This is a genomic window from Nocardioides sp. NPDC087217, assembly GCF_044744805.1.
In the GTDB taxonomy this organism is placed as follows: domain Bacteria; phylum Actinomycetota; class Actinomycetes; order Propionibacteriales; family Nocardioidaceae; genus Nocardioides.
Genome location: NZ_JBIUZB010000002.1, coordinates 368,616 through 393,109, shown reverse-complemented (window position 1 = coordinate 393,109; position 24,494 = coordinate 368,616). Strand labels below are relative to the sequence as shown.

Sequence of the window (24,494 nt, the reverse complement as noted above, 5' to 3'; positions counted from 1 at the left end):
CGCATTCGCCTACCGGCACGTGAGGAAGCCCCTGTCGAACTCCACAGCGACGTCGCCGTCCACAATCGTCGTCCTGAACCGGGCGTGGAACATCTCATGCCCGATCACGTTGTTCCCGGCGTCGTACAGCGTGCCCTTCTCGTGGAGAGTGCCGCCGAACGTGACGACACCCACCATCGGGTTGACGTTGGATCCGATGTGTTCGTACTGCTCCGCGAGTAGGTACCTGCCGTCGGCGAAGTCGACCCGAGTGTGGAACGTGATGGTCGCGCGGAAGTGGTCACCGTTGTCGGTCGTGACTTGTTGGCCGGCGAAGGTGCCGGCCCCTGTCAGAATGCCGACGACCCCGTCTCCAGCGCACGTGTCGTCAACCTCCCCCGGCTCTGCCGTGAATGGCTCCGAGAAGCGGTCGACCGTTGCTTCGGCCGAGGCACTGGCAGGGATTGCGACGAGCGCGGCTAGGGCAATGGGAACGGCAAGCAAGGTTGCGAATCGTCGTCCGACCACTTCAGGTCTCCTCGAGTGCCCACGTGCTGGCTCATCCAGCTCGTAGTAACGATCAGCCTGCCCATCGCCATCAACGACCGCATCCCCGTAACTGGTGATCGTCAGCCGAGCATGGGCACGCCCGAGAGCCCGGCGTCGAGGTCGGCCATCAGGTCCTCTGGGCTCTCGAGGCCGATCGAGAGGCGTACGAGATTCGCTGAGGGCTTGGCGTGAGCGGCGACCGGGCGGTGGGTGAGGCCGGCGGGGTGCTGGATGAGCGAGTCGACGCCACCGAGTGAGACCGCGTGGGTGAAGAGCTGGACCGACGAGGTCAGGCGGGCGGCTGCTTCGAACCCGCCGCGCAGCGCGATCGTGACCATGGCGCCGGGGCCCTCCATCTGCTTCCCGACCAGGCCGCGATCGTCGTCCCGACCGGGGAAGTAGATTCGCTCGACTGCCGGGTGCCCGTGCAGCCACTCGGCGATCTCGACGGCGCCGGCCTGCTGGGCGCGGACGCGGGTCGGGAGGGTGGCGAGGCCGCGGTGGAGGAGGTAGGCACCCAGCGGGTGCAGGAGGCCACCGGTGACGGCGCGGACCTGACGCAGGCGGGCAGCGGTCTCCTCGTCGCACGCGATCACGCCACCGACGACGTCGCCGTGGCCTCCGATGTACTTGGTGGCGCTGTGCAGTGACATCGCCGCGCCCAACTCGAGCGGGTTCTGCAGGATCGGAGTGGCGAAGGTGTTGTCCACGAGCACCGGTACGTCACCAGCAGCCGCCACGACAGAGGCGATGTCGACGAGGTCGAGCGTCGGGTTGGCTGGGGTCTCCAGCACCACCAGCGCCGTGTCCGGCCGAACCGCCGCGGCGACCTCGTGCTCGGCGCAGAACGTAACCTCCACACCGAGCAGGCCGGAGGCGAGCAGGTGGTCGGTGCCGCCGTACAGCGGCCGGACGGCGACGATGTGGCGCTTGCCGCTGAAGGACGTGCTCGCGATGATCGCGGCGGTCATGGCCGCCATGCCCGAGGCGTACGCGACCGACGTCTCCGCGTGCTCGAGCTGGGCCAGCGCCGACTCGAAGCGCGCGACGGTGGGGTTCCACAGCCGCTGGTAGACGTACCCGCCGTCGGACAGCGGCTGGCCGCCGGTCGCCATGGCCTCGTAGGAGGCTCCCCCGCGCTCGATGTCGGGGAGCGGGTTGGTCGAGGACAGGTCCAGTGGCAGGGCGTGGACGCCGAGCATCGCCAGGTCGTCCCGGCCGGCGTGGACGGCGAGTGAGTCGAGGTGGTGGTTCGCGATCGGCATGGTGCGATGCTGGCGGGAACCACAAGATCAGGCCAGATCGATTGCCGAAGATCCCAGCGAATGCCTGATACTGACATCTTCGAGCAACTCGGACCGTGACCCAGGGAGGCATCGTTGGCGAAAGAACAACCCTCCGCGACCGTCCTCGACTCCATCGACCGCCGCATCCTGAGCGAGCTCGGCAGCAACCCCGAGCTCACCAACAAGGCCCTCGCATCGCGCCTCGGTCTCGCCGAGTCGACCTGCGCCTACCGGCTGCGAGCCCTGCGCGACAACGGCGTCATCACCGGCCGCCGCCTCGACGTCGACGTCCGTTCCCTCGGCTACCCGCTGCAGGCCGTCATCAAGGTGCGGCTCGGCAGCCACAGCAAGGAGCACGTCGAGAAGCTCTACGACGATCTGGCGACAACCCCCGGTGTGATCCAGGCCTTCCACGTCGCCGGCGCCGACGACTTCCACCTCCACGTCGCCGTCGAGGACGCCGAGGCGCTGCGCGACTTCGTCCTCCAGCACGTCACGGTCCACCGGGTCGTACGGCAGACCGAGACGCAGCTCGTCTTCGAGCTGCGCGAGGGGCCGGGCGTGCTTCGTCGCGCCTCCGCGTAGCCCCGTTTCAGCGCTGCGGCGCGGTCAGTCGTCCTCCATCCGGAAGCCGACCTTCAGCCCGACCTGGAAGTGCTGGATGTCGTCGTCATCGACGTGTCCGCGGATCTGGGTGACCTCGAACCAGTCCAGGTGCCGCAGCGTCTTGCTCGCTCGGCCGACGCCGTTGCGGATCGCCTGCTCGAGTCCTTCGTCGGAGGTCCCGACGATCTCGGTGACGCGGTAGGTGTGCGAAGACATGATCCTGCCCCTTCTCTCGATGGTCGCTGTACCCACCATGGGCGCGACCTCCCGACCGTGCAAGGGGCGGCGCTCCGAGAAACCACGTTGTCGTACATCGATGTTCGAGTTAATATCTCGTACATCGATGTACGACTTGTGCCCTCAGGAGGCGCGCCATGACCTCAGACACCAACTCCGACGCTGCCGTCGCCCACTCTCCCGACCCGCGCCGATGGCGGCTGCTCGGCTTGCTCGGGCTGGCGCAGCTCATGCTGATCCTCGACGTCACCGTGGTGGCGATCGCGCTGCCGCACATGGGCGCCGACCTCGGCCTGGGTCGCGATGCGCTGACCTGGGTGGTGAGTGCGTACACGCTCGCGTTCGGCGGGCTGATGCTGCTCGGCGGCCGGGCCGCCGACCTGTTCGGCCCGAAGCCCGTCGTGCTCGCGGGGCTCGCGACCTTCACCGTCGCCTCGCTGGCCACCGGCCTCGCCACGAGCGCGGAGCTGGCCATCGGCGGACGGGTCGCACAGGGGGTCGGGGCCGCGATGCTCTCCCCCGCTGCCCTCTCGATCGTGGTCCGGCTCTTCGACGGCGAGGAGCGCAACCGCGCGCTCGGGGTCTGGTCGGCGCTCGGCGCCGGAGGGGCGGCGATCGGCGTACTCCTCGGCGGCGCCCTGACCGCCGGGCCGGGTTGGGAGTGGGTGTTCCTGATCAACGTCCCCGTCGGCGTCGTCGTGGCGGTCCTCCTGGCCCGGCAGCTCCCGCCGCTGCCGACCTGGGGAGGCGACGTACGTCTCGACCTCGTCGGCGCACTGATCGTCACCGCCTCCACCGGGCTGCTGATCCTCGGCTTCATCGAGGCCGGCGACGAGGGCTGGACCTCGAGCCGCACCATCCTGCTCGTCCTCGCCGGGATCGCCGGTTACGCCGTCCTGGCAGGCTGGTTGCGACGCACGCGCCACCCGCTGATCGACCCTGCCCTGGTCACGCGGCGACCGGTCCTGTCCGGCACCTTCGTGCTGTTCGTCGCGACCGGGTTGATGGTGTCGGTGTTCTTCCTCGGGACGTTCTACCTGCAGAGCGCCGCCGGGCACGGGCCGCTCGCGACCGGGCTGCTGTTCCTTCCCGTCGCCGTCGCGACGATGGTCGGCGCGCAGCTGGCCGGGAGGCTCATCGGCCGCGTCGGCGCTCGCACCCTCGGGATCGCCGGGCTGCTCATCGCCGCCGCCGGGCTCGTCGTACCCGCGATCAGCATGAGCACGGTGTCCACCGTGATCGCGGTCAGCATCGGCTCCGCCGGTCTCGGCGTCCTCTTCGTGGTCGCGGCCGCGACCGCGCTGAGCCAGGTCGAGCCGCAGCTCGCGGGCGTGGCCTCCGGCATCCTGAGCACCTTCCACGAGCTCGGCGCCTCGCTCGGCGCGGCGGTCATGTCCGGCGTCGCCGCGGCCAGCCTCGTCGACGGCACCACCGACGGCTTCGAGAGGGCCTACCTGGTCGCGGCCGTGATCGCAGCTCTCGCCGCCGTCCTCGCCGGGGCGCTGATCCCCGGCCGTCAGGCACCCACCGCTGATTCCCAAGAGACTCACCAGGAGACCCAGTCATGACCAAGACCCACCGCCCCAGACCTCGCGCGCTCTCGTTCGCGCTCCACTACCTCCAGATGGTCATCGCGATGGCCGTCGGGATGATGCTGCTCTACCCGCTCTGGCTGCTCGCCGTCGGCGGAGCACCGGAGAGCGCGTGGGTGCACCGCGCCGACGTCGACTCGCTGGTCATGGCCACCACGATGGTGATCCCGATGGCTGCCTGGATGCGCTTCCGCGGACACGGACCGAGGCCGATCGTCGAGATGTCGGCGGCCATGTACGCCGGCTTCGTGGTCCTCTTTCCCTTCCTCTGGCTCGGAGTCATCGATGCCGGTGGCCTGATGCTGCTCGGTCACGTACTCATGCTGCTCGTCATGCTCGTCGCGATGCTCGCGCGCCCCGGCGAATACTCCGGGAGCCACGCCCACCACGCCCATCACTCCCACGCAGCGACCGACCAGGAACCAGCATGAACACCCTCCCGGACGTCGTCGTACGCGAAGCCACCCCGGACGACGCCGAGACCGTGCGCACGCTCATCGGCGAGATCGCCGCCCACCAGGCCCAGTCCGGCTCCGTCACCGTGACCGCCGGGCAGTGGACCGGCTACCTCGAGCGCCCCGACATCATCGTGCTGCTCGCCGAGATCGACCGGCAACCGGTCGGCTACGTCTCGGCCGTACGCCGCCTGCACCTGTGGTCGGGCAGCGACATCATCGCCCTCGACGACCTCTACGTACGCCCCGGCCATCGCGACGCCGGTGTCGACCGGCTGTTGATGACCGCGCTGGCGAGGCGGGCCGGCGGCCTGACGATCACCTGGGGCGTACAACCCGACAACGACGCCGCGATCCGGTTCTATCGACGTCTCGGCGCCACGGTCCGCGCCAAGGTGATGTGCGCGTGGCCGGCCGCACGGCAGCCGATACCCTGATGCTCAACATCTCGTGGGAGGTTCCCGGCCGTGACGACCCTCAAGCGCGCCGACGCACGTAAGAACATCGAGTCGATCATGGACGCGGCCACCGCCTGCCTCGCCCGCGATCCCGACGTCAGCATCGCCGACATCGCCAAAGCAGCGGGCGTCGGCCGGGTCACGCTCTACGGCCACTTCGAGTCCCGGGCGACCCTGGTGACCCAGGTCGTCGAACGTGCGATCCAGCAGTCCGACGAGGCCCTCGGAGCGGTCGATCTCGACGGCGACCCCCGCGCGGCCCTCAGCCGACTCCTCGAGGCGTCGTGGCGACTGACCCGGCAGTACGGCGCGCTGATCGTCGCCGCCGAGCAGAGCATGCCCCACGAGCAGTTCCAGGCGGTCCACCTCGGGCTGATCGAACGCTGGAAGCCGCTCATGGAGCGCGGTCGCCGCGACGGCAGCTTCCGCGACGACCAGCCGCTCGAGTGGCAGCTGACCCTGCTCCAGAGCGTCCTGCACGCCGCCTCCGGCGCCGTCTACCGGGGCGAGATCAAGGCGGCCGAAGCCGCCGCCCTGATCGACGGCACCGTCCAGGCCGCCCTCACCCCTCCCGGCGCTACCCGCGACTGACGCACTCACTCCGGGAGGTCGCCGACCGCCACACGCCCGGAGCCGAAGTAGCTGGTCAGCAGCGAGTCGGCATTTCGCTCACCTCGCCGCTCCAGGCGAGCCCGGCCTTCCTCGGTCCGTCCGAGGACCCGGTATCTGAGCACGTTCAGCGGCAGCAGGTAGGCGTGCGCCCACGGGGGCCTCTGCGGAAGACCGAGCTCGTGCATCGACCTGGTCCCGAGGAAGACGGTCAGCATCGAGAGGAGCCGCTCCCGCTCGTACCAGCCACGCACCCGCTGTAGCGGACCCGGCCAGCCCGGATAGCGGCGCTCCCGCTGGACCTCGACCGCGGCCTGCGCCAGCTGCGGGCCGGCCTCGGAGATCGCCGCCTGCGAGAGCAGCACGTGGTAGTTGATCCGGTGTCGCTCCCACTCGTCGTCGACGAGGAAGTCCTCGTCGACGCCCATCAGCCAGCCGACGTACTTCCACAGATGCATCAGCGCCCGGGCGTCCCGCCTGGAGACCGACACTCCGAGTGCCCGGCACCCGATGATGAGTACGCCGTCGAACAGGCCCAGCGTGGCCGCCTGATCGGCCTGGTTGATCGGCAGCCCCCACCTGCCGGTGTCCCACCTGGGTTCGAACCCGGCGTTGACCAGCGCATGCATCGCGCGTACGTGGACCGTGAGCCGCCACGCCTCCCCCGAGCTCGCACCCGGCCCCGGCGGCCGCAGCCCGCCGGAGCGACGCAGGCTCACTGCCCAGTGCTGGGTCTCGGCCAAGCGCCGTCGGGTGGTGCTGCCGGTCAGGCCGCCGGTGGCCACGAGCAGGTCCGGCGGCCCGCCGAACCGGTAGCCGCTGATGAGGGAGAGCTGCAGGAGCACGTCGGCCGCATTCTGGCCGAGTCGGGTGAACACGCGGCCGCCCTCGTCGACGAGATCCCAGTCGACCCAGTCCGGGGTGTCCTCGACCTGTGCGAAGAAGTCGGCGAGCGCCGGAGGTGGGGACTCCACCGCCGCGACACCGTGCTCCAGTGCCGTACGCAGATGGGTCATCGTGACCTTGCCTGGGGTCCCGGCTCGCATCCGGATCGCCTCCGCCAGCCGTGCACCGGCCTCGTCCCGCTCGCCGAACGCCCGCCCGATCCGCTCCATGAGGTCCTCGTCGACCTCGTCGATGCGGCCCAGGAGGCGCAACGGCCGCCCGAGACGGCGGCTGCGTGCCTCGCCTTCGCGGAAACGTGTGGGGAATCCGGTGGGTTGGGTGCCCTGCTGCGCGAGTGTGGTCATACCTCCAGCGTGATGCGAGCCAGAGCTCGCTTTCAATTCGCGTTCTGCCTAACGTAGGGCCATGCGCAAGACACCCACCCAGGCCCGCTCGAGGGCGACGGTCGAGCGCATCCTGGAGGCCGGACGCCAGGTGCTGGTCGACGACGGCTACGAGACGTTCTCGACCAACCGCGTCGCGATCGCCGCCGGCATCAGCCCCGGCTCGCTCTACCAGTACTTCTCCGACAAGGCCTCGATCCTCGACATCGTGATCAGCCGCTACTGGGACGACGTCTCCGAGCGCACCGCGTCGGCGTTGGCACTTCAGACGAGCACCGTCGGCACGCCGGCGATCCGGTCGGTCGCCGACGCGCTCCTCGCCGGGCTGGAACAGGATCCGGCCCTCCTGCGCGTCCTGACCGAAGAGCTCCCCGCCTCCCGCAACCGCGATCGCCACGCGGCACTCGTCAACCGCGTACGCGACCTCACCGCCGCCTATCTGCGGGCCGGGTCGGTCGGGATGACCCGCCCCGACCCGCTGATCACAGCGTGGGTGCTGGTGGTGGCGATGGAAAACATCGCCCTGCGCTGGGTGCTCGACCGGCCGCCCTACCCGCGCGAGGCCGTGCTCGAGGAGATGGTCGCGCTCACCGCGGGCTATCTGAGCAACACCGCTCGATCGGGCGAGACCGTCCCGGGCACCGAGCGGTCATGACGCCGCGGCCGCGGTCTGCTCGAGGATCACGAAGCGGTTCCCGTCGGGATCGTCGAAGGTGAACATCGGCGGTACGCCGGGCCAGCGCAGCAGCTCGCCGACGCTCACGCCGCGAGAGTGGAGCGACTCGCGCTCGGCGGCCGCGTCGGGAACGTTGAACCGGATGCCGGTCTCGGTGACCGTCCCCGCCTCGCGGTCGCCGGCGACGAGGGCGACGGAGACGTCGGCCCCGGCCGGCGCGACCTCGACCCAGCGGGTCGGTCCGTCGACGTCGAGTCGCACCTCGAAGCCCAGGGTGTCGCGGTAGAAGGTGATGGCCTTGTCCTGGTCGGCGGTGGTGATGCCGACGGTGCGGATGTCGGTGATGGTGCTCATGAGGATTCCTCTCGATTCGATGACGTCGGTCAGGGGTCAGCTCGGGCCGTACATCTGCGATCCCGGGGTGGTCAGGGTCTCCCCCGTCTCCAGCCACGTCTTGAGGCCGGACAGGATCATCGGCCAGCCGCCGTAGAGCTCCGGGGGCGCGTCGCCGCTCAGCTGGTCATGGGTGACCGTGAGCCGACAGGAGTCGCCGACCGGCTCGATCTCCCAGGTCACCCGCGTGGTGCCCTGCTCCTCGGCCGCCTCGGACCAGAGGGTGCGCATCGACTGCACGAGTCGCCTCGGCGGCTCGACGACGATGTTCTCGCCTTCGGCGAGGGGCTGCTCCGCCCCCGGGTGGACCATGGTGAAGCCGGATCCCGGGGTCCAGTCGGAGTGGACCCCCGCGCCGAAGTGGTACTTCGCGCGGATCTGCGGGTCGGTGATCGCCTCCCACAGCCGCTCCGGTGTGGTGCGGATGTAGATCTCGAAGACTTTCTCCATCGTGCGCTCCAGGTCTCGTTTCAGGTCGGCGAGGCCGCTCGCCCAGGTCTCGGTGTACTTCGTCACCCAGCGGTCATGGATCTCGCGGATCGGCACGACGTTGAGGAAGTGGTGCTTCTCGCGCCCCTTGCGCACGACGACCACGAGGCCGGCGTCCTCCAGGATCGCCAGGTGCTTGGCCACCGCAGGCCGGGTCATCGCATGTCGGCTCACCAGTGAGGACAGGGTCTGTCCGTCTTCCTGCAGCAATGCGTCCAGCAACGCCCGCCGAGTCGGGTCGCCGAGGGCTCGAAACACCTGTTCCACGACTCCAGAATAGGAAACCGTTTGGTTTCATGTCAAGGGTTGACCGCGGCCACCTCCGCCTCTCCTCCGCACACACGCACCTGCTGCGATCCGGAGGCGCGGCGGATCCAGTGACGGTCGTGCGTCACCGTGACGACGGCACCGGGATGAGCTTCGAGGGCGTCCTCGAGCTGCTCGACGAGCTCGGGGTCGAGGTGGTTGGTCGGCTCGTCGAGAAGAAGTACGTCACCAGGGTCTGACAGCGCGATCGCGAGGTCGAGGCGGCGACGCTGCCCGACCGAGAGAGCCCGCACCGGGCCGCGCATCTCCTCCTCGCGCAACAGCCCGAACCGCCGCAGGCGCTCGACCGCGTCCTCGCGGTGGATCCCCACGGCGCGGGCGAACACGCCGACGACCGAGCCCACAGGTGGCGCCGCGACGTCCTGGCGGAGCCAGGAGAGCCGCACTCCCGGTGCGCGCTCGATCGTCCCCGAATCCGGCGTGAGCTCGCCGACCAGCAGTCGCAGGAGCGTCGTCTTGCCGGCCCCGTTCGGTCCGGTGACCAGCCAGCGGTCCCCGGCCTTCAGCGTCCACTCGGCCATCCTCATCCGGGCACCCGCCTCGCGGCGTACGTCATGGAGCGCGAGGTAGGGCTCGGCGGCCGGTGTCGTTGCACCCTCGAGCCCGGCGGCGAACCGGAGCGGCTCCGGCGGCGGCGCGACGGGCTCGGCCCGGAGCCTGGCGACGCGCTCCTTCGCCATCCGGATCCGGCCCATCGCGCCGTGGTCGCGGCTGCGGGCGCGGAAGGCGCCGTGCCCGAACCCGTCGAGCTCGAGCTTGCGCGGGATCGCGGAGAGCCGGAACGCGTTCGCCGCGACGAGGGCCTCGTTGCGAGCCAGGTCGGCCTTCCACTCCTCGTGCCGCTCGGCCTGGCGTCGTCGCTCGGTCGCCCGCGCCACCAGGAATCCGGCATAGCCGTTGCCGTAGCGGCGCAGCCCGGCGTCGCGTACCTGGACGATGTCGTCCGCGAACCGCTCGAGGAAGGCGCGGTCGTGGGTGGCCACGACCATGGCTCCGCGGTGTGCGTCCAGCCGCGATTCGAGCCAGGCCAGCGCCGCGCCGTCGAGGTCGTTCGTCGGCTCGTCGAGCAGGAGCACCTCTGCATTGGCCGACAGAGCCACGGCGAGAGCGAGCCGAGCGCGCTCGCCTCCGGAGAGCGCTTCGACCAGGTGCCCCCGGTCGACAGCACCCAGACCGAGCTGGTCGAGCGCGGCGTCGACACGTCGGTCGACGCCGTAGCCGTCACGTGCCTCGAACCGGTCGATCAGGTCACCGAGCTCCTCGAGCAGCGCCGGCTGATCCTGTTCTCCGGCCCGGGACAGGCGCTCAGCGCAACGCTGTATGTGGGACTCGAGCGCGCGCAGGTCCGCGAGCAGGAGATCGACGGCATCTCGTACCGTCGCTCCCGCGGGAAACCGCGGCTCCTGGGCGGCGTATGCGATGCCGCCAGGAATGACGACGCGGACCTCACCGGCAACCGGTTTCACGGCGCCGGCGAGCAGGTCGAGCAGGGTCGACTTGCCAGCACCGTTGTCGCCGATGACGGCGAGTCGATCGGAAGCGCCGACGGCGAGGTCGACGCGGTCGAGAACGATCCGCTCGGCGAAGCGGACGGTCGCCGAGCGCAGCTCACAGACGCGGTGGCTGCGTACGGCGGAGGCAGAGAAAGCAGACGGGAACAAGAGGACTCCTCGTGGCGACGGGTCGGAACACGGACCTCGAGCGCGCCGGTCTGACGGCGCGGTCGCTCAGGACCCACTGCGGAGAAGACTCGACGCAGCGTCCCGATCTATCGCTTCAGAGTACCCATCGACGCGTACGCTATCAGCCCCGCAACGGGGCCTGCGACCGGTTTACGGCACCACGTCCAAAGCGTTCGACAGGCGATCAGAGCCGTGCCAGCCTTCGCTCCATGCACATCAGAACCGGGTCGGTCAGCGACCTCCCAGCAGCGATGAGCCTCCTCGACGACGCCGTCGCCTGGCTCGCTGCGCAGGGCCGTACCGGGCAGTGGGGCGAGGTGCCGTTCTCGTCGGTCGAGGCTCGGGTCGAGCAGATCCGGACGATGCTCTCCGAGCGCACCGCCCGCATCGCCGAGGATGACGGGCAGGTCGTCGGGATCTGCGTCCTGGCCGACGAACCACTGCCGTACGTCGACCCCGCACCGATCCCCGAGCTCTACTTGCAGCTGCTCGTCACCGACCGTGCCCGGAGCGGTTCCGGCATCGGCGCGGTGCTGGTCGAGGACGCCCTCGAGATCGGCCGGCAGCGAGGTGTCGCCCAGCTGAGGCTCGACTGCTACGCCGGTGACGACCAGGCGCTCGTTCGGACCTACGAAGGATTCGGGTTCGCGCTGGAGCGGCGGTTCACGGTCGACACCGGACAGCCCGAGCCCTGGCCCGGCGCGATCCTCCGGATGCAGATCTGAAGGTCCTCGGCGGGCCACTCTCTCGCGGCCGGCGTTTGTAGACTGCGCGAATCCTGCGCGTCAAGACAGGGTCGAGAGAGGTGAGTGCGGTGACCGAGATCGGTGCCTGGTTGGCGGCATTCGCCGACGAACAACGCCGACCCGAGGAAGTGACCCGCTGGGCCACCTCGACCGCCGACGCGATCCTGGCCGACGGTGCGATCGATCTGGCCGATCTCAGACCCCTCCTCCTGAAGGCCGTCGAAGAGCACTGGTACGCCTTCCTCGACCGGATCACGCTGCCGGACGCGGAATTCGAGCTGGTCCCGTCCGCACGCGCCATCGCCCTCGAGGCAGCGCGCCGTCATCTCGGTCTCCCGTTGCTGCTCAAGGTCTACCAGCGGGCTCAGGAGGAGAGCTGGGACTTCGCGGTGCAGGTCGTCCGGCAGGCGCCCAGCGATCTCGACCACGAGGCCCTGCTGGTCTGGTTCTGGACGAAGGCCACCGCGTGGTTCGGCTCCTCGGTCGAGCAGTCGGTGCTGATCCATCAGACCGAGACGACCCGGATCCAGCAACGTGGGGACGCCCGACGCTTCGAGGTGGTCTCCGAGGCGCTGGACACCCGGAGCGTCTCCCCCACCGAGCTGTCCGCCTCGCTGGACGGCCACCCGATCAACATCTCTGGCCATGTCGCCCTGGTCGCGCACGCGCTGACCGCCGACTCGATCGAGCAGCTGGAGCCGGCTCTCACCGCCGTCACCCGCCGAGCCGGCGGCCACACCCGGTCGGTGCTGGTGCGCCCCGGCGGCCGGGAGATGTGGGCCTGGCTCGCGCTGAGCGAACGACCGGACACCGTGACCGACCCTGGGATCGACATCGCGATCGACCCCACCGCCGTCCGCGTGACGATGGGCATCGGCGGAAGCGGTCTCGACGGGTTCGTCGCAGCGCATCTCGACGCGCAGGCGGCCCAACGGGTCGCACAAGCACCCGGGCGCCAAGACCCGGTGACCGCCTACGACGACGTCGCCGCGCTGGTCCTCATCGCACACGACCCCGCTGCCGCCGAACGGTTCACCCGCACGACGCTGCGCGGACTGGCCGAACCGCCCCACGAACGGCTCCGCGAGACCGTGCGCCAGGTGCTCACCTCGGCAGAGACGGCAGACCGGCTCGCCGAGCGGCTCGGCATCCACAAGAACACCATCCGCTACCGCGTCGCCCAGGCCGAGCGGCTCCTCGGGCATCCGCTGCGCGAGCGTGCCGGCGACCTGCTGCTGGCGCTCGACTACCACGACGCCTTCCTCACGAAACCGACTGTGAATACGCACAGTTATCGGTGAGCGATTCGGCCTGATCGGCCAGAGACTTCGCTGCTGCGCACGTCCATTCTGACAGTGGTCGTAACCGAGATCACAGGAGGCAGCAGATGACACTCGACGCCAGCGGCACCGTCGATGGGGGGTCCACCGAGAGGTGGCGGGACAGGAAGCGCTATCTGTGGCTCCTCGGACTCGTGGTCCCGTCCTTCGCCTTCATCGCCGTGGGTGGCTACGTCCTGACCGGGTGGGGCGTGTTCCTGTGGACCGGTCCGATCGTCGTCCTCGGCATCGTCCCCGTCATCGACTTCGCCGCCGGCCTGGACCGCTCCAACCCGCCCGACGACGTCATCGAGGAGCTCGAGGAGGACCGCTACTACCGCTACATCACCTTCGCGTTCCTCCCGATCCAGTACGCCGGGTTCGCCTTCGCGATGTACCTGATCGCGACCCAGGACTGGCCGCTGGCGCACAAGATCGGTCTGGCCCTCACCATCGGGTTCATCGGCGGCATCGGCATCAACACCGCCCACGAGCTCGGCCACAAGAAGGAGAGCCACGAGCGCTGGCTGTCCAAGATCGCCCTCGCGCAGAGCTTCTACGGACACTTCTACATCGAGCACAACCGCGGCCACCACGTACGTGTCGCGACACCGGAGGACCCGGCCTCCTCCCGGATGGGCGAGAACCTCTACGGGTTCTGGTTCCGCACCGTGTTCGGGTCGCTCCGGAGCGCGTGGGGCCTGGAGGCCAAGCGCTACCGGCGCAAGGGCACCCACCCGTTCCACCTCGGCAACGACGTCCTCAACGCCTGGCTGATGAGCGCGGCCCTGTGGATCGCGATGACGCTGTGGCTGGGCGTCGGGATCCTGCCCTACCTGGTCCTCCAGGCCGTCATCGGCTTCTCCCTGCTGGAGGTCGTGAACTACCTGGAGCACTACGGGATGCTGCGGCAGAAGACCACGTCGGGGCGCTACGAGCGGGTGCTGCCGATGCACTCCTGGAACTCCAACAACATCGCCACCAACGTGCTGCTCTACCACCTGCAGCGGCACAGCGACCACCACGCCAACCCGACCCGGCGCTACCAGACCCTGCGGGACTACCGGGAGTCCCCGGCCCTGCCGACCGGCTACGCCGGGATGATCGTGCTGGCCCTCGTCCCGCCGCTGTGGCGCCGGGTGATGGACAAGCGCGTGGTCGCGCACTTCGACGGCGACGTACGGCTGGCCAACGTACGCCCCGGCCGGCTCGACAAGCTGCTCGCCACGTTCCCGCCGCCCGCAGAGCCGGCGAGCGAGGAGACCGTGAAGGTCGACGTGACCCGGCAGAGCTTCGACGACGAGGTCGCCGCCGGTCGCTGCCCCGGCTGCGGCTACGTCTACGAGGTCGCGGTCGGCAACGAGCTCGAGGGCTTCGCGGCCGGCACCGCCTGGCGCGACATCCCCGACGACTGGTGCTGCCCGGACTGCGGCGTACGCGAGAAGGTCGACTTCATCCCGCTGAAGGAGTCCATGCTGTGAACACGATCGAAGCGGATAAGACGGTGTGCGAGGGCATCGGCATGTGCGAGGCCCAGGCCGACACCTACTTCCAGATCGGCGACGACGGCCTCGTCGAGGTTCTCACCGACGAAGTGCCCGACCCCGACCGCGGGTACGTCAAGGCCGCCGTCGACTCCTGCCCGGTCTCCGCGCTCCGCCTGCTCGGCTGAGTGCGACCCGTCGAGCCGGAGGACAGACGAATGCCATCACTTCTGATCGTCGGTGCCGGGCTGGCCGGGCTCCGCGCCGTCGAGGGCGCGCGCCGGGCCGGGTGGTCCGGGCCGATCACGATCGTCGGCGACGAGCCGTACCCACCCTATGACCGGCCGCCGCTGTCGAAGGCGGCTCTCTCCAGCGAGGAGGAGCCCGGCGTGCCGGTGCTGCGGTCGAGCGAGGTGATCGAGGAGCTGCGGGTGCACCACATGTCCGGGGTGCGGGTCCACGGCCTCGACACCGAGCGCCGCACGGTGACCACCAGCGCCGGAGACATCGACTACGACGCGCTCGTGATCGCCACCGGCAGCACGGCGACGACCCTGCCGGGGCTCTCCGGCGTGCGCGGCGTACAGGTGCTCCGTCGCTACGACGACGCGCTCGCCGTACGCGACTCCCTGGCACGCTCGCGCCGGGTGGTGATCGTCGGGGCCGGGTTCATCGGTTCCGAGATCGCCTCGGCAGCCCGTGCCCGCGGGATCGAGGTCACCGTGGTCGAGGCGAGCAGCCGACCGCTGGAGAGAGCGGTCGGCCCGCTCGCGGCCGTACGCCTGATGCAGCTGCATACCGACGCCGGCGTCAGGCTGCTCACCAGGACGACCGTCTCCGGAGTACGCAGCTCGGACATCGGCGTCGACGAGGTCGAGCTGAGCACCGGTGAGACCCTGGCCGGCGATGCCGTGGTCCTGGGCATCGGCGCCCGCCCGGCGACGGCGTGGCTCGCCGGCAGCGGTGTCGCCCTGGACAACCGAACCGGCGGAGTTCTCTGCGACCGTCGGCTCGCCACCAGCGCACCTGGGGTCTGGGCCGCGGGTGACGTGGCGTGCGTCGACGGCGAGCGCAGCGAGCACTGGACCGCTGCCGGTGAGCAGGGTCGGGTCGCCGGCGCGAACGCCGCCGGAGCCACTGAGGTCTTCGCCTCCGTCCCCTTCGCCTGGTCGACCTGGCACGGGCACCGGATCCAGGTCGTCGGCGAGACCACGGCGGCCGACGAGGAGGAGCACGAGGCCGGGTTCATCGTCTACCGGCGAGGTGGCATCGAGGTGGGCGCGGTCGGCATCGACAGCCCTGGTCCTGTCGCCCGGCTGCGCCGCACCTTGGCCGCCCCGGCTCCCTCCGAGGCCCGGGCTCACACTGCGTTGGCCGGGGGCGGCGTACCTGTTCGCGAGTAGCTCGACGGGACGGTGACGACGACACTGTGCGCGTGGTCCAGGAGGTGGTTGGCCACCGCTCCCCCGCCACCGACCACGACCATGTGCATGGTCTGAGCCTGCTCCGCGAGCGCGTGCCCGAGGCTTCCGGCCTGGAACCGCAGGTGCGGGTGCAGGTCCGGATAGCGTTCCCGGAGTCCGGCCACGCACTCCGCGACCAGCACCCGGTCGTCGCCGGGCCGCTCCGCGCCGCCTGCGCGGTAGCAGTACAGCACCGTCACCGGCAGGTTCCGCTGGGCGGCCTGGTCGAAGGCGAACTCCAGGGCGGGGATGGCGTCCCTGGTGCCGTCGATGCCGACGAGCACGCCGCGGCCCACGCCGCCGGCGCCCGGGCACAGCACGACGACCGGGCACTGCGCGTCCTGGACGACGGATCGGCTGACCGACCCGAGGATCCAGCTGCCGACCGGTCCTCGGCCCCGCGACCCGAGCACCAGCAGCGTCGCGTGGCCGGTCTCGGCCACGAGCGCGGGCACCACGGACCCCACCTGCAGCGTCGTGGCCACCTCCGGGCGCCGGTAACCGAAGAATCCTGGAGCTCGGGAGAGCTCATCGAGGCGATGCTCGGCGTAGCGTTCGGCACTCGCCAGCACCACCAACCCGTGAGCCTGCTCGGGCTCGGAGGGCGCTCCGGCCTGGAATCCGGGCGGAGTCTCCAGAGTCGTGGCCGTCAGCACGTGGACCAGGCCCACGTCACGTCCGTCGCGGTATGCCTGCTCGACGGCCCACGACACGCTCTCGGCCGCGGCCGGCCAGTTCTCGACGCCGACCAGGACGGCGCCCTCGGGGATTGCTGCGTACGTCATCTCGACTCCTTTGGCTCTACTCGTCTGCGCTCTACTCGTCTGTGATGGGCGATTCAGACCGGCACGACGCGTCGGCCGGTGATCTGGGTCGGCGTGATGCAGACGTACAGCGTTCGCCGACCGTCTGCCCACGGCTCCGGCGTGAGGTCGTGCGCCGCCAGCCATACGCCGTCGACGAGCTCCGCGGACCCACGTGCCAGCACGCTCCAGCCCGAGGAGGTGTACGAATCGAACTCGTCGATCTGATACGACACCTGTCCGGTGCCGAGGTGGTCCGCGATCGCCGTGCGCGGAGCGGTGCGGAACACGATCCGATCGCCCACCATGACGTGGTTGACCGGCAGGACCAACGGTCCGTCCGGGTCGCCGAAGGCGACTCTTCCGACCTCGCTCCGGTCGAGCAGCTCCACGCACTCGGCGCGGTCGAGCTCGGTGAGATGACCGGGGAACCATCGTGCTGCCAGATACATCGCCTTCTCCTTCGTCACTTCCGGCCGGCGCCGACGGGCCGGCGACCTGTTGTCGTGACGCCGTCCGTGGCACCGGCGTCCCCCTCGAATTCCGGTGCCACGGACGGGTCGATCTCGATCGGGCAGGCGCTTTCGCGAAGCACCGCCCGGACGATTCCGCCCAGATGTCCAAAGCCTCGGAAGCTCCGGCCGTGGCCGAGGATCAGCAGATCCGCGCCGCGGGATGCCTCCACCAGGGCGTACGCCGTCTGGGCGTGCACGACGTCGACCCGGACATCGACTCCGGCCACCTTCGGGCTCGAGTCCGCTCGGGCCACACCCAGGGTCGCAGTGAGCTCCCGCTCGGCCCGGTCGATCCAGGCCTGCTCCTCGCTCCCCAAGCTGAGGTAGTCCTGGAAGGCTCCGAAGGTGTGCCAGGCGTGCAGCAGTCGCAGGGGCGCGCCCCGCTCGGCCGCCACCTCCAGCCCGCGGCGTACGAGAGCGATGGAGCCGGCGGCGTCCTGGACTCCGACGACGATCTCGCGGGGTTCGTCCCCGGGAACACAGGTGGCGGGGACGGCGATCATCGGCACGGGCGCGTGAGCCGCGACCGGGGCGAGGATGGAGGACGTGATGATCCGGTCGAGGAGCGTGCGCGGCTGGTCACCCAGCACGACCAACCGTGCCTTGGCGGACTCCTGGGCCAGCACCGTCGCCGGCAGGCCGAGCAGCAGGTCCGTGGTCACCACCGCGCCGCTGTCCGCAACTGCGTCCTCCGCCTCCGCGAGGATCGCTCGTCCGAGCTGGCCCATCCTGGAATCGGGGGCCGTGGGAGCCACCGGCCAGGTCGGCAGGGGTGGTGCGTACGGGTCGACCACGTAGACCAGGTGCAACACGGCACCGGTCCGGGCCGCCTCGGCGGCGGCGTAGCGGGCGGCGGCCAGGCCCGCCTCGGTGCCGTCGACTCCTGCCAGGATGAGATCTCTGCGCTCGTTCATGTCTCCAGCGTCGGCCCGCGGGGCGGTCTCTCGACAGGGACCCTCGGCCCGAGGCAAGGGCCTTTGGTCGCCCACACCAGCTCCCCTCTCGACCAAGTCCTGGGGAAGTAGCTCATGATCGGACCTTCACTGTCGAGGGTGGGGCGTACCGGGTCCACGGGCGGGTGGTCAACGCAGCCAGGGGTTGTGCCCGGGAAGCGCTGTCGCGGAACCTGGTGTCGAGATTGAAGTCATGATTCCCCCAACGGTCTCGCCGACCCTCTTGGCGGGACACCTTCAGCCAACCGCCGCCGAAGCCGTCGCGGCGAGGGAACGGGGTCCGCTCCGGGCGGGCCCTTCGTCCCGTGAACTGCCCGGCAGGGACTGATGCGTAACCAGTCCCTGCCGGGCGTCTTCCCCGGGATCCGGCCCACCCCCTTGTGGCCGGATCCCGGAGGCTCTGCGGCCGCCGCGGCGTCTCCAGCGAATCCCGCCTGCGCGCACAGTGCCAGGGACGTAGGTCTCGCAGATCGGGTCCAAGGTCCTCAGGCGCCCGGACTCAGCACGCGCCACGCCACGGCCGAGGCGTCGCGCCCCGGAGGTAGCGGTCCGGCCCACCTGCCGCCCGGGCACCGGAACGGAACCACGCCTCCAGTCCCGGCGCGTCGCGCCGCCCGAGCTCTTCGAGGAGCAACTCGCGGATCTCGACCGCCCGTAGCTTCGCGCTCGGGTCCGTGGCCCGGTCGAGAGCGACGTAGCTGGATCGCCACGCCATGCACAGGTCCGAGTCGGTCAGCCCGTCGGTGACCGCCAAGACAGCCTCGACCGGATCGATCACGTGGGGCCTGATGGCCCCTGCCACTGCCGCTGACTCTGCCGCCGCCGCTGCCGCCTCTGCGCGCGAACGCCGCCTGCCCACCCGGCGACGGCGCTTCACCGGTGGTGCGGCGCGCGGCGGCCAGCCGATCCACCCCAGCTCCCATGCCGCGGCCAGCCCCGCGGCGGTCACCAGCAGTGCGCTGGTCAGACCGAGCGCGACGACGAGCCCCGCGGCGGCCAGCGCGGCAGTCGGCCACAGCAGGCTCCTGACGAGCACGGCCTTCCACCGGATCGGACCCGTGTCGGGTCCGAGGCACACCAACAGCGAGAGGGTGATGAAGCTGCCGCCCGCCCACCACCCGAGCGTCATGGGCACCGACCACGCCATGAGTGCGGCCATGCCGCAACCGGCCGCGATGGCGGCCACGGCCGACCACACCCAACGTCTCATATGGTCACCTTCCCGGTTGGCCGGGGTTGGGCGGACGGGCCACGATTCCTCCTGCTCCGGGACCAAGGCCCCGACGTCGGTAGTCGTTGGTCCTTCGCTGGCTTCCCCGGCCCGGCGCACTAGGGCATGCAGATCAGAGATCGATGAAGGAGCTACGCCCTGATGGCCAGAGGAGCCAGCGTGCGGCGAATGGTCGCCGAGTCAGGAGGACTTTGGCGCTGAGCCACGGGGACCTTCGGCACTCCTTGGAGGCCTCGAGCGGTACTTAGCGTGGTCACGAGGAGCAGCACCCCATCTGTTCCCGGCGGCGGAGGCGCGATGAGCGGCAAGAGCAAGGTCCTGCTCGGGTTGTTGCTGTTCAACGGCTTGAGCGCCACGGCCGGGGGTCTCGCCCTGATGACCGACTGGATTCCCGAGCAGGCATCCTGGGTCCGGGACACCGACTTCCCAGCAACTACTTCCCGGGTGTGATCCTGATGGCCGTCGTAGGCGGCAGCTCCCTGATCGCCGCCGCCGCCCTTGCCAAACGCAGCCCCGGCTGGCAGCTCGCCAGCATCGTCGCGGGAACGATCATGGTGTTCTGGATCATCGGAGAGATCGCATCGATCCGTGCATTCCATGTCCTGCAGGTGATCTACCTCGTGACCGGTGCGCTCGTGGTGGCGTGGACACCAGCGCGGCAGAGAGAAGAGGCCTCATCGAAGATCGAGGAGACCACCTCCTCGTCGATGTCCGACGGTTCGACGTGATCAGTCGGCGGACCCGGGGCCTCTGTGCCGCCGTTGCAGCGCTGGTCGTGGTCGCTGCCGCTCCCACGTTCTTCGTGGACGGGATCCTCAACGGCGCGCCCGTGATGAACGGCTCCGCGCGCGGCACAGCGCTCACCATGTTCGCACTGGCGCTACCGGTGCTCGCGGTCGGGCTGGCCACGTCGACCCGAGGCTCGGTCCGCGGGCGGGCTGCCCTGATCGGCGCGCTCGGCTACCTCACCTACAACGCCACCCTGCTGGTGTACGCCACCCCGTTCAACGAGCTGTTCCTGGCCTACGTCGCCCTGCTCGGGCTGTCGCTGTGGTCCCTTGTCAGCGCGCTGCTCGACCCGCTGCCGCTCCTGGTGCCGGGAGGCAGGCTGCCGGCGCGCAGCATCGCCGCGTTCATCCTGACCGTGGTCGCCCTCAACGCACTGGCGTGGCTGCGGTTCGTCGTACCTGATCTGGGAGAGGACCCGCCCGGCTTCCTGGACGGGACCGGCCTGACCACCAATCCGATCTACATCCAGGACCTCGCGGTCTGGCTGCCCGCGCTCGCGATCGTGGCCGTGCTGCTCTGGCAGCGCCGACCCGCCGGCGTCTTCCTCGCCGGAGCCGGGCTGTTCTTCTGGATGATCGAGGCGATCGGGGTCGCCGTCGACCAGTGGTTCGGCCACCGCGCCGATCCCGCCTCCGACGTGGCGACCCTGGGCGGCGTCGTGTTGTTCGTCGTACTCGCCGCAGCGACCCTAGTCCCTCTGGTCCTCTGGCTGCGCGCGGTCCCGTCGCGAGTAGGACGGCAGCTGTGAACCCGACTCGCTGATTGCCTCCGCCGCCAGTCTCCACAGCGCGAAGCCCGTCCAGATCAGCCATACGAAAAGCAGGACGCCGTAGAACGCGTACGCCCAGCCGAGGACAGGTCGCAGGGCCTCCGAGACGAACCCGACGCCACCGGTGAGCACACCGAACCAGGCCAGCCCTCTCCAGGAGACGCCCTTGAGCATCAGCAGTGAGATCAGCACGATGCCGAGGGTCTGCAGCGCCCCGATCACGGCCGGAACATCGTTGAGCGCGATCAGGACTTCGGCCCCAGCCACGTAGGCGGCCTGGTCGGCCGCCGTCGTGGCGGCCGCGTACTTGTCGCTCAGCACGACCATGGCCAGCGAACCGTCACCGGTGGTCGGCCAGGCGAACGACACCGCCCACGACGCGACCGAGACCACGCCTGCGATCGCCGCGAAGCTCTTGTCCAGATGGCTCAGCGCTATGGCGAGAGCGAGGAAGACCATCATCAGGAGAAGGCTCGGGATCAGCCACATCAGCTGCCGCGTGATGTAGATCGTCCGATGAGCATCGACGTACTCGAGCATCTCCTCCCCGCCAGAGACCGGAGGGACCGCTGCGACGGCGAAGACCACCAGGGCCGCGACGTACAGCGCCACAGCCAGGCCGGCGGAGACTGCCCCCACTCGGTAGAGCCGGTGCCACGACGGGTCAGCGCCGGGCAGGTGGCTGCTCATCGCAGCCAACGTCGCGACTTCGGCCTGAGCAGCCGGGACACGGTGCGTTCGTGGGCGTGCTCGTCGGCGACGGTCGCGTCGTCGAGATCGGGCGGCGCGGCTGAGAGCGCGAGCGTGCCCTGCGGATCGACCTGGGCCGCATCGGGCAGTCCTGCCAGGTCAGGAAGCAGGGCGTCCTCGTCCACGTCGTACGTCCGCTCGATCTCGATCACCGTCGTCGCCATCGCTCGCCCACTCGTCAGCCGGCCTGAGCAGTTCAGAAGGCCGGGGCCGGGTCGACGCCGGCCTTCTCGAACCGGCCGTCGTGCTCGAGGACGAGGTCGGCGGCGGTGAGCACATCGGGGATCGGTGGCTGGATCTCGACCGGGCAACGGCTCTCGCGGATGACCGCACGGCCGGTGTTGCCCAGACGACCCAGGGGGAAGGAGTGCCGGCGGCGGCCGATGACCAGGAGATCGGCGTTCCTGGTCTCCTCGGTGATCTCCCTGGCCGGCTGGCCGTGGCGCACCTCGATCCGGACGTCCACGTCCGCGGCGTGCGGGACTCGGCGACGCGCGCGGTCCAGCGCGTTCTCCAAGGCGCGGCGGGCGTTGTTCTCCCAGTCGCCCATGTCCAGGTGGCCCACGGTCATGTCGTCGTAGACCGTGTCGAGCTGCCAGGCGTGGAGCACGAGCAGCGCTGCGCTCCGGTCCGCCGCGTGCTTGAGAGCCTGGGCGATCAGTCCCGCCGAGCTCACGCAGTCCTTGACCGCCACGACCACCCTGCGAGTCGGGTTCTCGGGCGACCAGCCGCTCGGCACCATGACGACCGGGACCGGCGCATGGCCCGCGACCCGGTTCATGACCGACCCGGTCATGATGCGCTTCAGGCCCTGTCTGCGATCGTCACCGAGGACCACCATCCGGGCGGCTGCGGCGCAGTGAACCAGCCCGGAGACCACCGAGCTCTCCAGGAGGGTCGCGGTCACATGCTCAGCACCGACGTACGCGACCGCCTCCTCGGTGGCCTTCTCCAGCAGCTCGTTCCCGGCCCGGCGGACGTCCTCTCCGAACGATGGGTAGCGATAGGGACCGATCACATCCGCCGGCTGGGACAGAGTCACGTGCACGAGCCAGAGATCGGCGTCGTCCAGGCCGGCCTCGGCCGCGGCGTAGGCGATCGCCGCCCGGCGACCCGCTCCCCCGTCGATGCCGACCAGGATCCGGTTGTTCTCGGACATGTCGTCTCCTCACGGGCGCGGCGCATCCGGCCGTCCCGTTCCCACTCTCATCGAGGTCGTCGCCAGCGGGCAGGGACGTCGGTTCCGCGATCCGTGGACCTTGGTCCACCGCTCACCGCTGCCGGTGCCGGTACGCCTCGACGGCAGTCGGCAGGGTCGGGAACAGCCGCTCCTCGCCGATCCTGTCCAAGATGCCGGAAGGGGCCAGCGAGTCACGCAGATCCTGCTTGATCCTGGCGATCGCGAGGACGATGCCCCGTTCGCCCAGCGCGGCACGTAGCGCCTCGAGCGCGTCCACCGCGGTGACGTCGACCTCGGTGTTCGCCTCGGCATTCAGCAGGAACCACTCCACCGGCTGCTCGGCATCGTCGACCGCCGCGAGCGCGCGGGTGCGGAAGTCCTCGGCGTTGGCGAAGAAGAGCGGCGAGTCGTAGCGGTAGACGAGCAGGCCGGGCACCTCCTCGGCGTCGGGATAGTCGTCCACGTCGTGCATCCCCGCCAGCCCTGGTACGTGGCCGAGAACCGCGTCGTGCGGGTGCGCGACCCGGCGCAGCAGGTCGAGCACCGAGAGACCCACCGCGATCAGTACGCCCCACATCACCCCGGCGGCCAGCACCGCCACCGTCGTGACCAGGGCGAGGACGAGCTCGCTGCGCCGGAACCGGGCGAAGCGACGCAGCTCCCCCACCTCGACCAGCTTGGTGGCGGCGTAGACCACCACAGCACCGAGCGCGGCCTCCGGGAACGCCTCCAGGACCGGCGCCAGGAGCAGCACTGCGGCCACCGTGGTGGCTGCTGTGACGTACGAGGTCAGCTGCGTACGCCCGCCCACGGCGTGGCCGATGGCGGTCCTGCTGCCGCTGCTGCTGACCGGAAACCCGTGCAGGAGCGCCGAGCCGAGGTTGGCCCCACCCAGGGCGAGCAGCTCCCGCCGCGCGTCGACGTGTTCGCCACGGCGGGCGAACGCGCGGCCGGTGAGGATGTTGTCGGTGTAGCCCACGAAGGCGACGCCGAGCGCCGGGCCGAGCATCGCGACGATGGCCCCCGGGTCCAGAACAGGGAGACCCGGGGCCGGAGGCCGGCTCGGGATCTCGCCGACCAGCCGCAGTCCGTACCCGTCACCGAGCAGTGCCACCAGCGCGGTGGCGGCGAGCATGCCGATCAACGCGACCGGTGCCCGCGGCGCGAGCAGGGAGCCGACGATCATCGCGGCGGCCGCTCCGCCACCGAGCAGCAGCGTGGGGACATGGACCTGGTCGAGGTTGCGGATGAAGCTGCTCAGCTCCGCCAGCACCCCGTCACCGGTGATGGTGACGCCGGTGAGGTTGTCGAGCTGGGAGACGACCATGAGGACCGCGATCCCCGCCATGTAGCCGACCAGCACCGGCCGCGAGAAGAGCTCGGCCAGGACCGAGACCCGCAGGAACCAGCCCACCACGCAGATCGCGGCGACCACGAGCGCGAGCGTCGCCGCGAACGAGGCGGGGTCGTCAGCCGCGGCCGGGGTGGCACCGATCGCCGCCGCCGTCATCAGCGCGGTGGTCGACTCCGGCCCGACCGAGAGCAGCCGGGAGGTGCCCAACAGCCCGTAGACCATCATCGCACCGACGCACGCCCACAACCCGGTCTCGGGCGGGAGACCGGCCAGCTCGGCGTACGCCATCACCTGGGGCACCAGGTAGGCGGTGATCGTCACCCCGGCGAGCAGATCGAACCACAGCCAACGTTTCTGGTAGCCGCGGGCCCACGGCGGCATCACGCGGCGTACGTCCATGGCAGCACTGTCCCATGAGTCGCCGGCCGCGGTCAGGACGAAGGCCCTCTCACCGGTGGCCGATGACCACTCCTGCAGGTGCCCGCCCGGGCAGAGGATCGACACAGACCAG

Annotated in this window: 29 protein-coding genes; 14 read left to right on the top strand and 15 right to left on the bottom strand. The window is 70.2% G+C overall.

Annotation, left to right across the window (positions count from 1 at the left end; all coding sequences use genetic code 11):
- Window positions 1–9: 9 nt before the first annotated feature.
- Together ACIO3S_RS09210 and ACIO3S_RS09205 are read right to left on the bottom strand one after the other, a co-directional pair.
- Complete coding sequence (locus ACIO3S_RS09210) at window positions 10–507, bottom strand: hypothetical protein (RefSeq protein WP_400462068.1); 498 nt, start codon at window positions 505–507, stop codon at window positions 10–12.
- A gap of 101 nt (window positions 508–608) precedes the next feature.
- Window positions 609–1,793 carry a trans-sulfuration enzyme family protein gene (locus tag ACIO3S_RS09205; protein ID WP_400462065.1) on the bottom strand — a complete coding sequence of 395 codons (1,185 nt, stop codon included), beginning with the start codon at window positions 1,791–1,793 and terminating at the stop codon, window positions 609–611.
- A 114-nt stretch (window positions 1,794–1,907) separates the two neighbouring features.
- On the opposite strand from ACIO3S_RS09205, the gene ACIO3S_RS09200 reads away from it, so the two are divergent.
- On the top strand, window positions 1,908–2,399 hold the full coding sequence (locus ACIO3S_RS09200) for an Lrp/AsnC family transcriptional regulator (RefSeq protein ID WP_400462062.1): 492 nt from the start codon (window positions 1,908–1,910) through the stop codon (window positions 2,397–2,399).
- Between the two features lie 24 nt (window positions 2,400–2,423).
- Here ACIO3S_RS09200 and ACIO3S_RS09195 read toward each other — a convergent pair whose 3' ends face one another.
- Window positions 2,424–2,636 carry a dodecin gene (locus ACIO3S_RS09195; RefSeq protein ID WP_160023962.1) on the bottom strand — a complete coding sequence of 71 codons (213 nt, stop codon included), beginning with the start codon at window positions 2,634–2,636 and terminating at the stop codon, window positions 2,424–2,426.
- 158 nt (window positions 2,637–2,794) lie between these two features.
- Here ACIO3S_RS09195 and ACIO3S_RS09190 point away from each other — a divergent pair, with 158 nt between their 5' ends.
- Genes ACIO3S_RS09190 through ACIO3S_RS09175 form a run of 4 tightly spaced genes read left to right on the top strand, consistent with a single transcriptional unit; the run spans window position 2,795 to window position 5,753 of the window.
- Complete coding sequence (locus tag ACIO3S_RS09190; RefSeq protein WP_400462058.1) at window positions 2,795–4,225, top strand: MFS transporter; 1,431 nt, start codon at window positions 2,795–2,797, stop codon at window positions 4,223–4,225.
- Window positions 4,222–4,680 (top strand): hypothetical protein, encoded by a 459-nt coding sequence (locus ACIO3S_RS09185; protein ID WP_400462055.1) that lies wholly within the window; start codon window positions 4,222–4,224, stop codon window positions 4,678–4,680. The genes ACIO3S_RS09190 and ACIO3S_RS09185 overlap by 4 nt, the downstream gene beginning before the upstream one ends.
- On the top strand, window positions 4,677–5,141 hold the full coding sequence (locus tag ACIO3S_RS09180) for a GNAT family N-acetyltransferase (RefSeq protein ID WP_400462052.1): 465 nt from the start codon (window positions 4,677–4,679) through the stop codon (window positions 5,139–5,141). The genes ACIO3S_RS09185 and ACIO3S_RS09180 overlap by 4 nt, the downstream gene beginning before the upstream one ends.
- 30 nt (window positions 5,142–5,171) lie before the next feature.
- On the top strand, window positions 5,172–5,753 hold the full coding sequence (locus tag ACIO3S_RS09175) for a TetR/AcrR family transcriptional regulator (RefSeq protein ID WP_400462049.1): 582 nt from the start codon (window positions 5,172–5,174) through the stop codon (window positions 5,751–5,753).
- 5 nt (window positions 5,754–5,758) lie between these two features.
- Here the strand turns inward: ACIO3S_RS09175 and ACIO3S_RS09170 are convergent, their stop codons facing one another.
- On the bottom strand, window positions 5,759–7,021 hold the full coding sequence (locus tag ACIO3S_RS09170) for an oxygenase MpaB family protein (RefSeq protein WP_400462046.1): 1,263 nt from the start codon (window positions 7,019–7,021) through the stop codon (window positions 5,759–5,761).
- A 61-nt stretch (window positions 7,022–7,082) separates the two neighbouring features.
- Here ACIO3S_RS09170 and ACIO3S_RS09165 point away from each other — a divergent pair, with 61 nt between their 5' ends.
- Window positions 7,083–7,715: a TetR/AcrR family transcriptional regulator gene (locus tag ACIO3S_RS09165; RefSeq protein WP_400462043.1), complete on the top strand. Its 633-nt coding sequence runs from the start codon at window positions 7,083–7,085 to the stop codon at window positions 7,713–7,715.
- Here ACIO3S_RS09165 and ACIO3S_RS09160 read toward each other — a convergent pair.
- From ACIO3S_RS09160 to ACIO3S_RS09150, 3 genes are read right to left on the bottom strand one after another with little or no spacing between them, the layout of a single operon-like run.
- Window positions 7,710–8,090, bottom strand: coding sequence for a VOC family protein (locus ACIO3S_RS09160; protein ID WP_400462040.1), 381 nt, complete (start codon window positions 8,088–8,090; stop codon window positions 7,710–7,712). The two genes, ACIO3S_RS09165 and ACIO3S_RS09160, sit on opposite strands and share 6 nt — an antisense overlap.
- 36 nt (window positions 8,091–8,126) lie before the next feature.
- On the bottom strand, window positions 8,127–8,885 hold the full coding sequence (locus ACIO3S_RS09155; RefSeq protein WP_400462037.1) for an ArsR/SmtB family transcription factor: 759 nt from the start codon (window positions 8,883–8,885) through the stop codon (window positions 8,127–8,129).
- A 32-nt stretch (window positions 8,886–8,917) separates the two neighbouring features.
- Entirely contained in the window at window positions 8,918–10,606 is a 1,689-nt protein-coding gene (locus ACIO3S_RS09150; protein WP_400462034.1) for an ABC-F family ATP-binding cassette domain-containing protein, read from the bottom strand.
- A gap of 230 nt (window positions 10,607–10,836) precedes the next feature.
- Between ACIO3S_RS09150 and ACIO3S_RS09145 the strand changes: the two genes are divergently transcribed.
- From ACIO3S_RS09145 to ACIO3S_RS09125, 5 genes are all read left to right on the top strand, one after another.
- Window positions 10,837–11,352 (top strand): GNAT family N-acetyltransferase, encoded by a 516-nt coding sequence (locus ACIO3S_RS09145; protein ID WP_400462031.1) that lies wholly within the window; start codon window positions 10,837–10,839, stop codon window positions 11,350–11,352.
- Between the two features lie 89 nt (window positions 11,353–11,441).
- Window positions 11,442–12,674 (top strand): helix-turn-helix domain-containing protein, encoded by a 1,233-nt coding sequence (locus tag ACIO3S_RS09140; RefSeq protein ID WP_400462028.1) that lies wholly within the window; start codon window positions 11,442–11,444, stop codon window positions 12,672–12,674.
- An 86-nt stretch (window positions 12,675–12,760) separates the two neighbouring features.
- Entirely contained in the window at window positions 12,761–14,173 is a 1,413-nt protein-coding gene (locus ACIO3S_RS09135; protein WP_400462025.1) for a fatty acid desaturase, read from the top strand.
- Window positions 14,170–14,364 (top strand): ferredoxin, encoded by a 195-nt coding sequence (locus ACIO3S_RS09130; RefSeq protein WP_350657827.1) that lies wholly within the window; start codon window positions 14,170–14,172, stop codon window positions 14,362–14,364. The genes ACIO3S_RS09135 and ACIO3S_RS09130 overlap by 4 nt, the downstream gene beginning before the upstream one ends.
- A 30-nt stretch (window positions 14,365–14,394) precedes the next feature.
- Window positions 14,395–15,579 (top strand): NAD(P)/FAD-dependent oxidoreductase, encoded by a 1,185-nt coding sequence (locus tag ACIO3S_RS09125; RefSeq protein WP_400462022.1) that lies wholly within the window; start codon window positions 14,395–14,397, stop codon window positions 15,577–15,579.
- Here the strand turns inward: ACIO3S_RS09125 and ACIO3S_RS09120 are convergent.
- From ACIO3S_RS09120 to ACIO3S_RS09105, 4 genes are all read right to left on the bottom strand, one after another.
- Window positions 15,537–16,424, bottom strand: coding sequence for a universal stress protein (locus ACIO3S_RS09120; protein WP_400462019.1), 888 nt, complete (start codon window positions 16,422–16,424; stop codon window positions 15,537–15,539). The genes ACIO3S_RS09125 and ACIO3S_RS09120 overlap by 43 nt on opposite strands.
- Window positions 16,425–16,477: 53 nt before the next feature.
- Window positions 16,478–16,894: a pyridoxamine 5'-phosphate oxidase family protein gene (locus ACIO3S_RS09115; RefSeq protein WP_400462016.1), complete on the bottom strand. Its 417-nt coding sequence runs from the start codon at window positions 16,892–16,894 to the stop codon at window positions 16,478–16,480.
- 14 nt (window positions 16,895–16,908) lie between these two features.
- The gene (locus ACIO3S_RS09110) at window positions 16,909–17,871 is read right to left on the bottom strand and encodes a universal stress protein (protein ID WP_400462014.1); all 963 of its coding nucleotides are present in this window, start codon (window positions 17,869–17,871) and stop codon (window positions 16,909–16,911) included.
- A gap of 538 nt (window positions 17,872–18,409) precedes the next feature.
- Window positions 18,410–19,120 carry a hypothetical protein gene (locus tag ACIO3S_RS09105; protein WP_400462011.1) on the bottom strand — a complete coding sequence of 237 codons (711 nt, stop codon included), beginning with the start codon at window positions 19,118–19,120 and terminating at the stop codon, window positions 18,410–18,412.
- Window positions 19,121–19,438: 318 nt separating this feature from the next.
- Between ACIO3S_RS09105 and ACIO3S_RS09100 the strand changes: the two genes are divergently transcribed.
- From ACIO3S_RS09100 to ACIO3S_RS09090, 3 genes are read left to right on the top strand one after another with little or no spacing between them, the layout of a single operon-like run.
- A complete protein-coding gene (locus ACIO3S_RS09100; RefSeq protein ID WP_400462008.1) occupies window positions 19,439–19,591 on the top strand; it encodes a hypothetical protein in 153 nt (50 codons plus the stop codon).
- Entirely contained in the window at window positions 19,588–19,869 is a 282-nt protein-coding gene (locus tag ACIO3S_RS09095) for a hypothetical protein (RefSeq protein ID WP_400462005.1), read from the top strand. Before ACIO3S_RS09100 ends, ACIO3S_RS09095 begins: the two co-directional genes overlap by 4 nt.
- Window positions 19,866–20,678, top strand: coding sequence for a hypothetical protein (locus tag ACIO3S_RS09090; RefSeq protein ID WP_400462002.1), 813 nt, complete (start codon window positions 19,866–19,868; stop codon window positions 20,676–20,678). The genes ACIO3S_RS09095 and ACIO3S_RS09090 overlap by 4 nt, the downstream gene beginning before the upstream one ends.
- Here the strand turns inward: ACIO3S_RS09090 and ACIO3S_RS09085 are convergent.
- The 4 genes from ACIO3S_RS09085 to ACIO3S_RS09070 all read right to left on the bottom strand — a co-directional run bounded on the left by ACIO3S_RS09085 (window position 20,619) and on the right by ACIO3S_RS09070 (window position 24,487).
- Window positions 20,619–21,389: a hypothetical protein gene (locus tag ACIO3S_RS09085; RefSeq protein WP_400461999.1), complete on the bottom strand. Its 771-nt coding sequence runs from the start codon at window positions 21,387–21,389 to the stop codon at window positions 20,619–20,621. The two genes, ACIO3S_RS09090 and ACIO3S_RS09085, sit on opposite strands and share 60 nt — an antisense overlap.
- Entirely contained in the window at window positions 21,386–21,613 is a 228-nt protein-coding gene (locus ACIO3S_RS09080) for a hypothetical protein (protein WP_400461997.1), read from the bottom strand. The genes ACIO3S_RS09085 and ACIO3S_RS09080 overlap by 4 nt, the downstream gene beginning before the upstream one ends.
- 32 nt (window positions 21,614–21,645) lie before the next feature.
- Window positions 21,646–22,608, bottom strand: a complete 963-nt coding sequence (locus ACIO3S_RS09075) for a universal stress protein (protein WP_400461994.1) — start codon at window positions 22,606–22,608, stop codon at window positions 21,646–21,648.
- A 112-nt stretch (window positions 22,609–22,720) separates the two neighbouring features.
- Window positions 22,721–24,487 carry a SulP family inorganic anion transporter gene (locus ACIO3S_RS09070; RefSeq protein ID WP_400461991.1) on the bottom strand — a complete coding sequence of 589 codons (1,767 nt, stop codon included), beginning with the start codon at window positions 24,485–24,487 and terminating at the stop codon, window positions 22,721–22,723.
- Window positions 24,488–24,494 lie beyond the last annotated feature (7 nt).

Coding starts and splice junctions, on each gene's coding strand:
- ACIO3S_RS09120 (WP_400462019.1), bottom strand. CDS start 16,424: ATGACGTACGCAGCAATCCCCGAGGGCGCCGTCCTGGTCGGCGTCGAG.
- ACIO3S_RS09105 (WP_400462011.1), bottom strand. CDS start 19,120: ATGAGACGTTGGGTGTGGTCGGCCGTGGCCGCCATCGCGGCCGGTTGC.
- ACIO3S_RS09125 (WP_400462022.1), top strand. CDS start 14,395: ATGCCATCACTTCTGATCGTCGGTGCCGGGCTGGCCGGGCTCCGCGCC.
- ACIO3S_RS09115 (WP_400462016.1), bottom strand. CDS start 16,894: ATGTATCTGGCAGCACGATGGTTCCCCGGTCATCTCACCGAGCTCGAC.
- ACIO3S_RS09085 (WP_400461999.1), bottom strand. CDS start 21,389: ATGAGCAGCCACCTGCCCGGCGCTGACCCGTCGTGGCACCGGCTCTAC.
- ACIO3S_RS09080 (WP_400461997.1), bottom strand. CDS start 21,613: ATGGCGACGACGGTGATCGAGATCGAGCGGACGTACGACGTGGACGAG.
- ACIO3S_RS09195 (WP_160023962.1), bottom strand. CDS start 2,636: ATGTCTTCGCACACCTACCGCGTCACCGAGATCGTCGGGACCTCCGAC.
- ACIO3S_RS09100 (WP_400462008.1), top strand. CDS start 19,439: ATGAGCGGCAAGAGCAAGGTCCTGCTCGGGTTGTTGCTGTTCAACGGC.
- ACIO3S_RS09135 (WP_400462025.1), top strand. CDS start 12,761: ATGACACTCGACGCCAGCGGCACCGTCGATGGGGGGTCCACCGAGAGG.
- ACIO3S_RS09205 (WP_400462065.1), bottom strand. CDS start 1,793: ATGCCGATCGCGAACCACCACCTCGACTCACTCGCCGTCCACGCCGGC.
- ACIO3S_RS09165 (WP_400462043.1), top strand. CDS start 7,083: ATGCGCAAGACACCCACCCAGGCCCGCTCGAGGGCGACGGTCGAGCGC.
- ACIO3S_RS09170 (WP_400462046.1), bottom strand. CDS start 7,021: ATGACCACACTCGCGCAGCAGGGCACCCAACCCACCGGATTCCCCACA.
- ACIO3S_RS09185 (WP_400462055.1), top strand. CDS start 4,222: ATGACCAAGACCCACCGCCCCAGACCTCGCGCGCTCTCGTTCGCGCTC.
- ACIO3S_RS09160 (WP_400462040.1), bottom strand. CDS start 8,090: ATGAGCACCATCACCGACATCCGCACCGTCGGCATCACCACCGCCGAC.
- ACIO3S_RS09110 (WP_400462014.1), bottom strand. CDS start 17,871: ATGAACGAGCGCAGAGATCTCATCCTGGCAGGAGTCGACGGCACCGAG.
- ACIO3S_RS09180 (WP_400462052.1), top strand. CDS start 4,677: ATGAACACCCTCCCGGACGTCGTCGTACGCGAAGCCACCCCGGACGAC.
- ACIO3S_RS09075 (WP_400461994.1), bottom strand. CDS start 22,608: ATGTCCGAGAACAACCGGATCCTGGTCGGCATCGACGGGGGAGCGGGT.
- ACIO3S_RS09190 (WP_400462058.1), top strand. CDS start 2,795: ATGACCTCAGACACCAACTCCGACGCTGCCGTCGCCCACTCTCCCGAC.
- ACIO3S_RS09145 (WP_400462031.1), top strand. CDS start 10,837: ATGCACATCAGAACCGGGTCGGTCAGCGACCTCCCAGCAGCGATGAGC.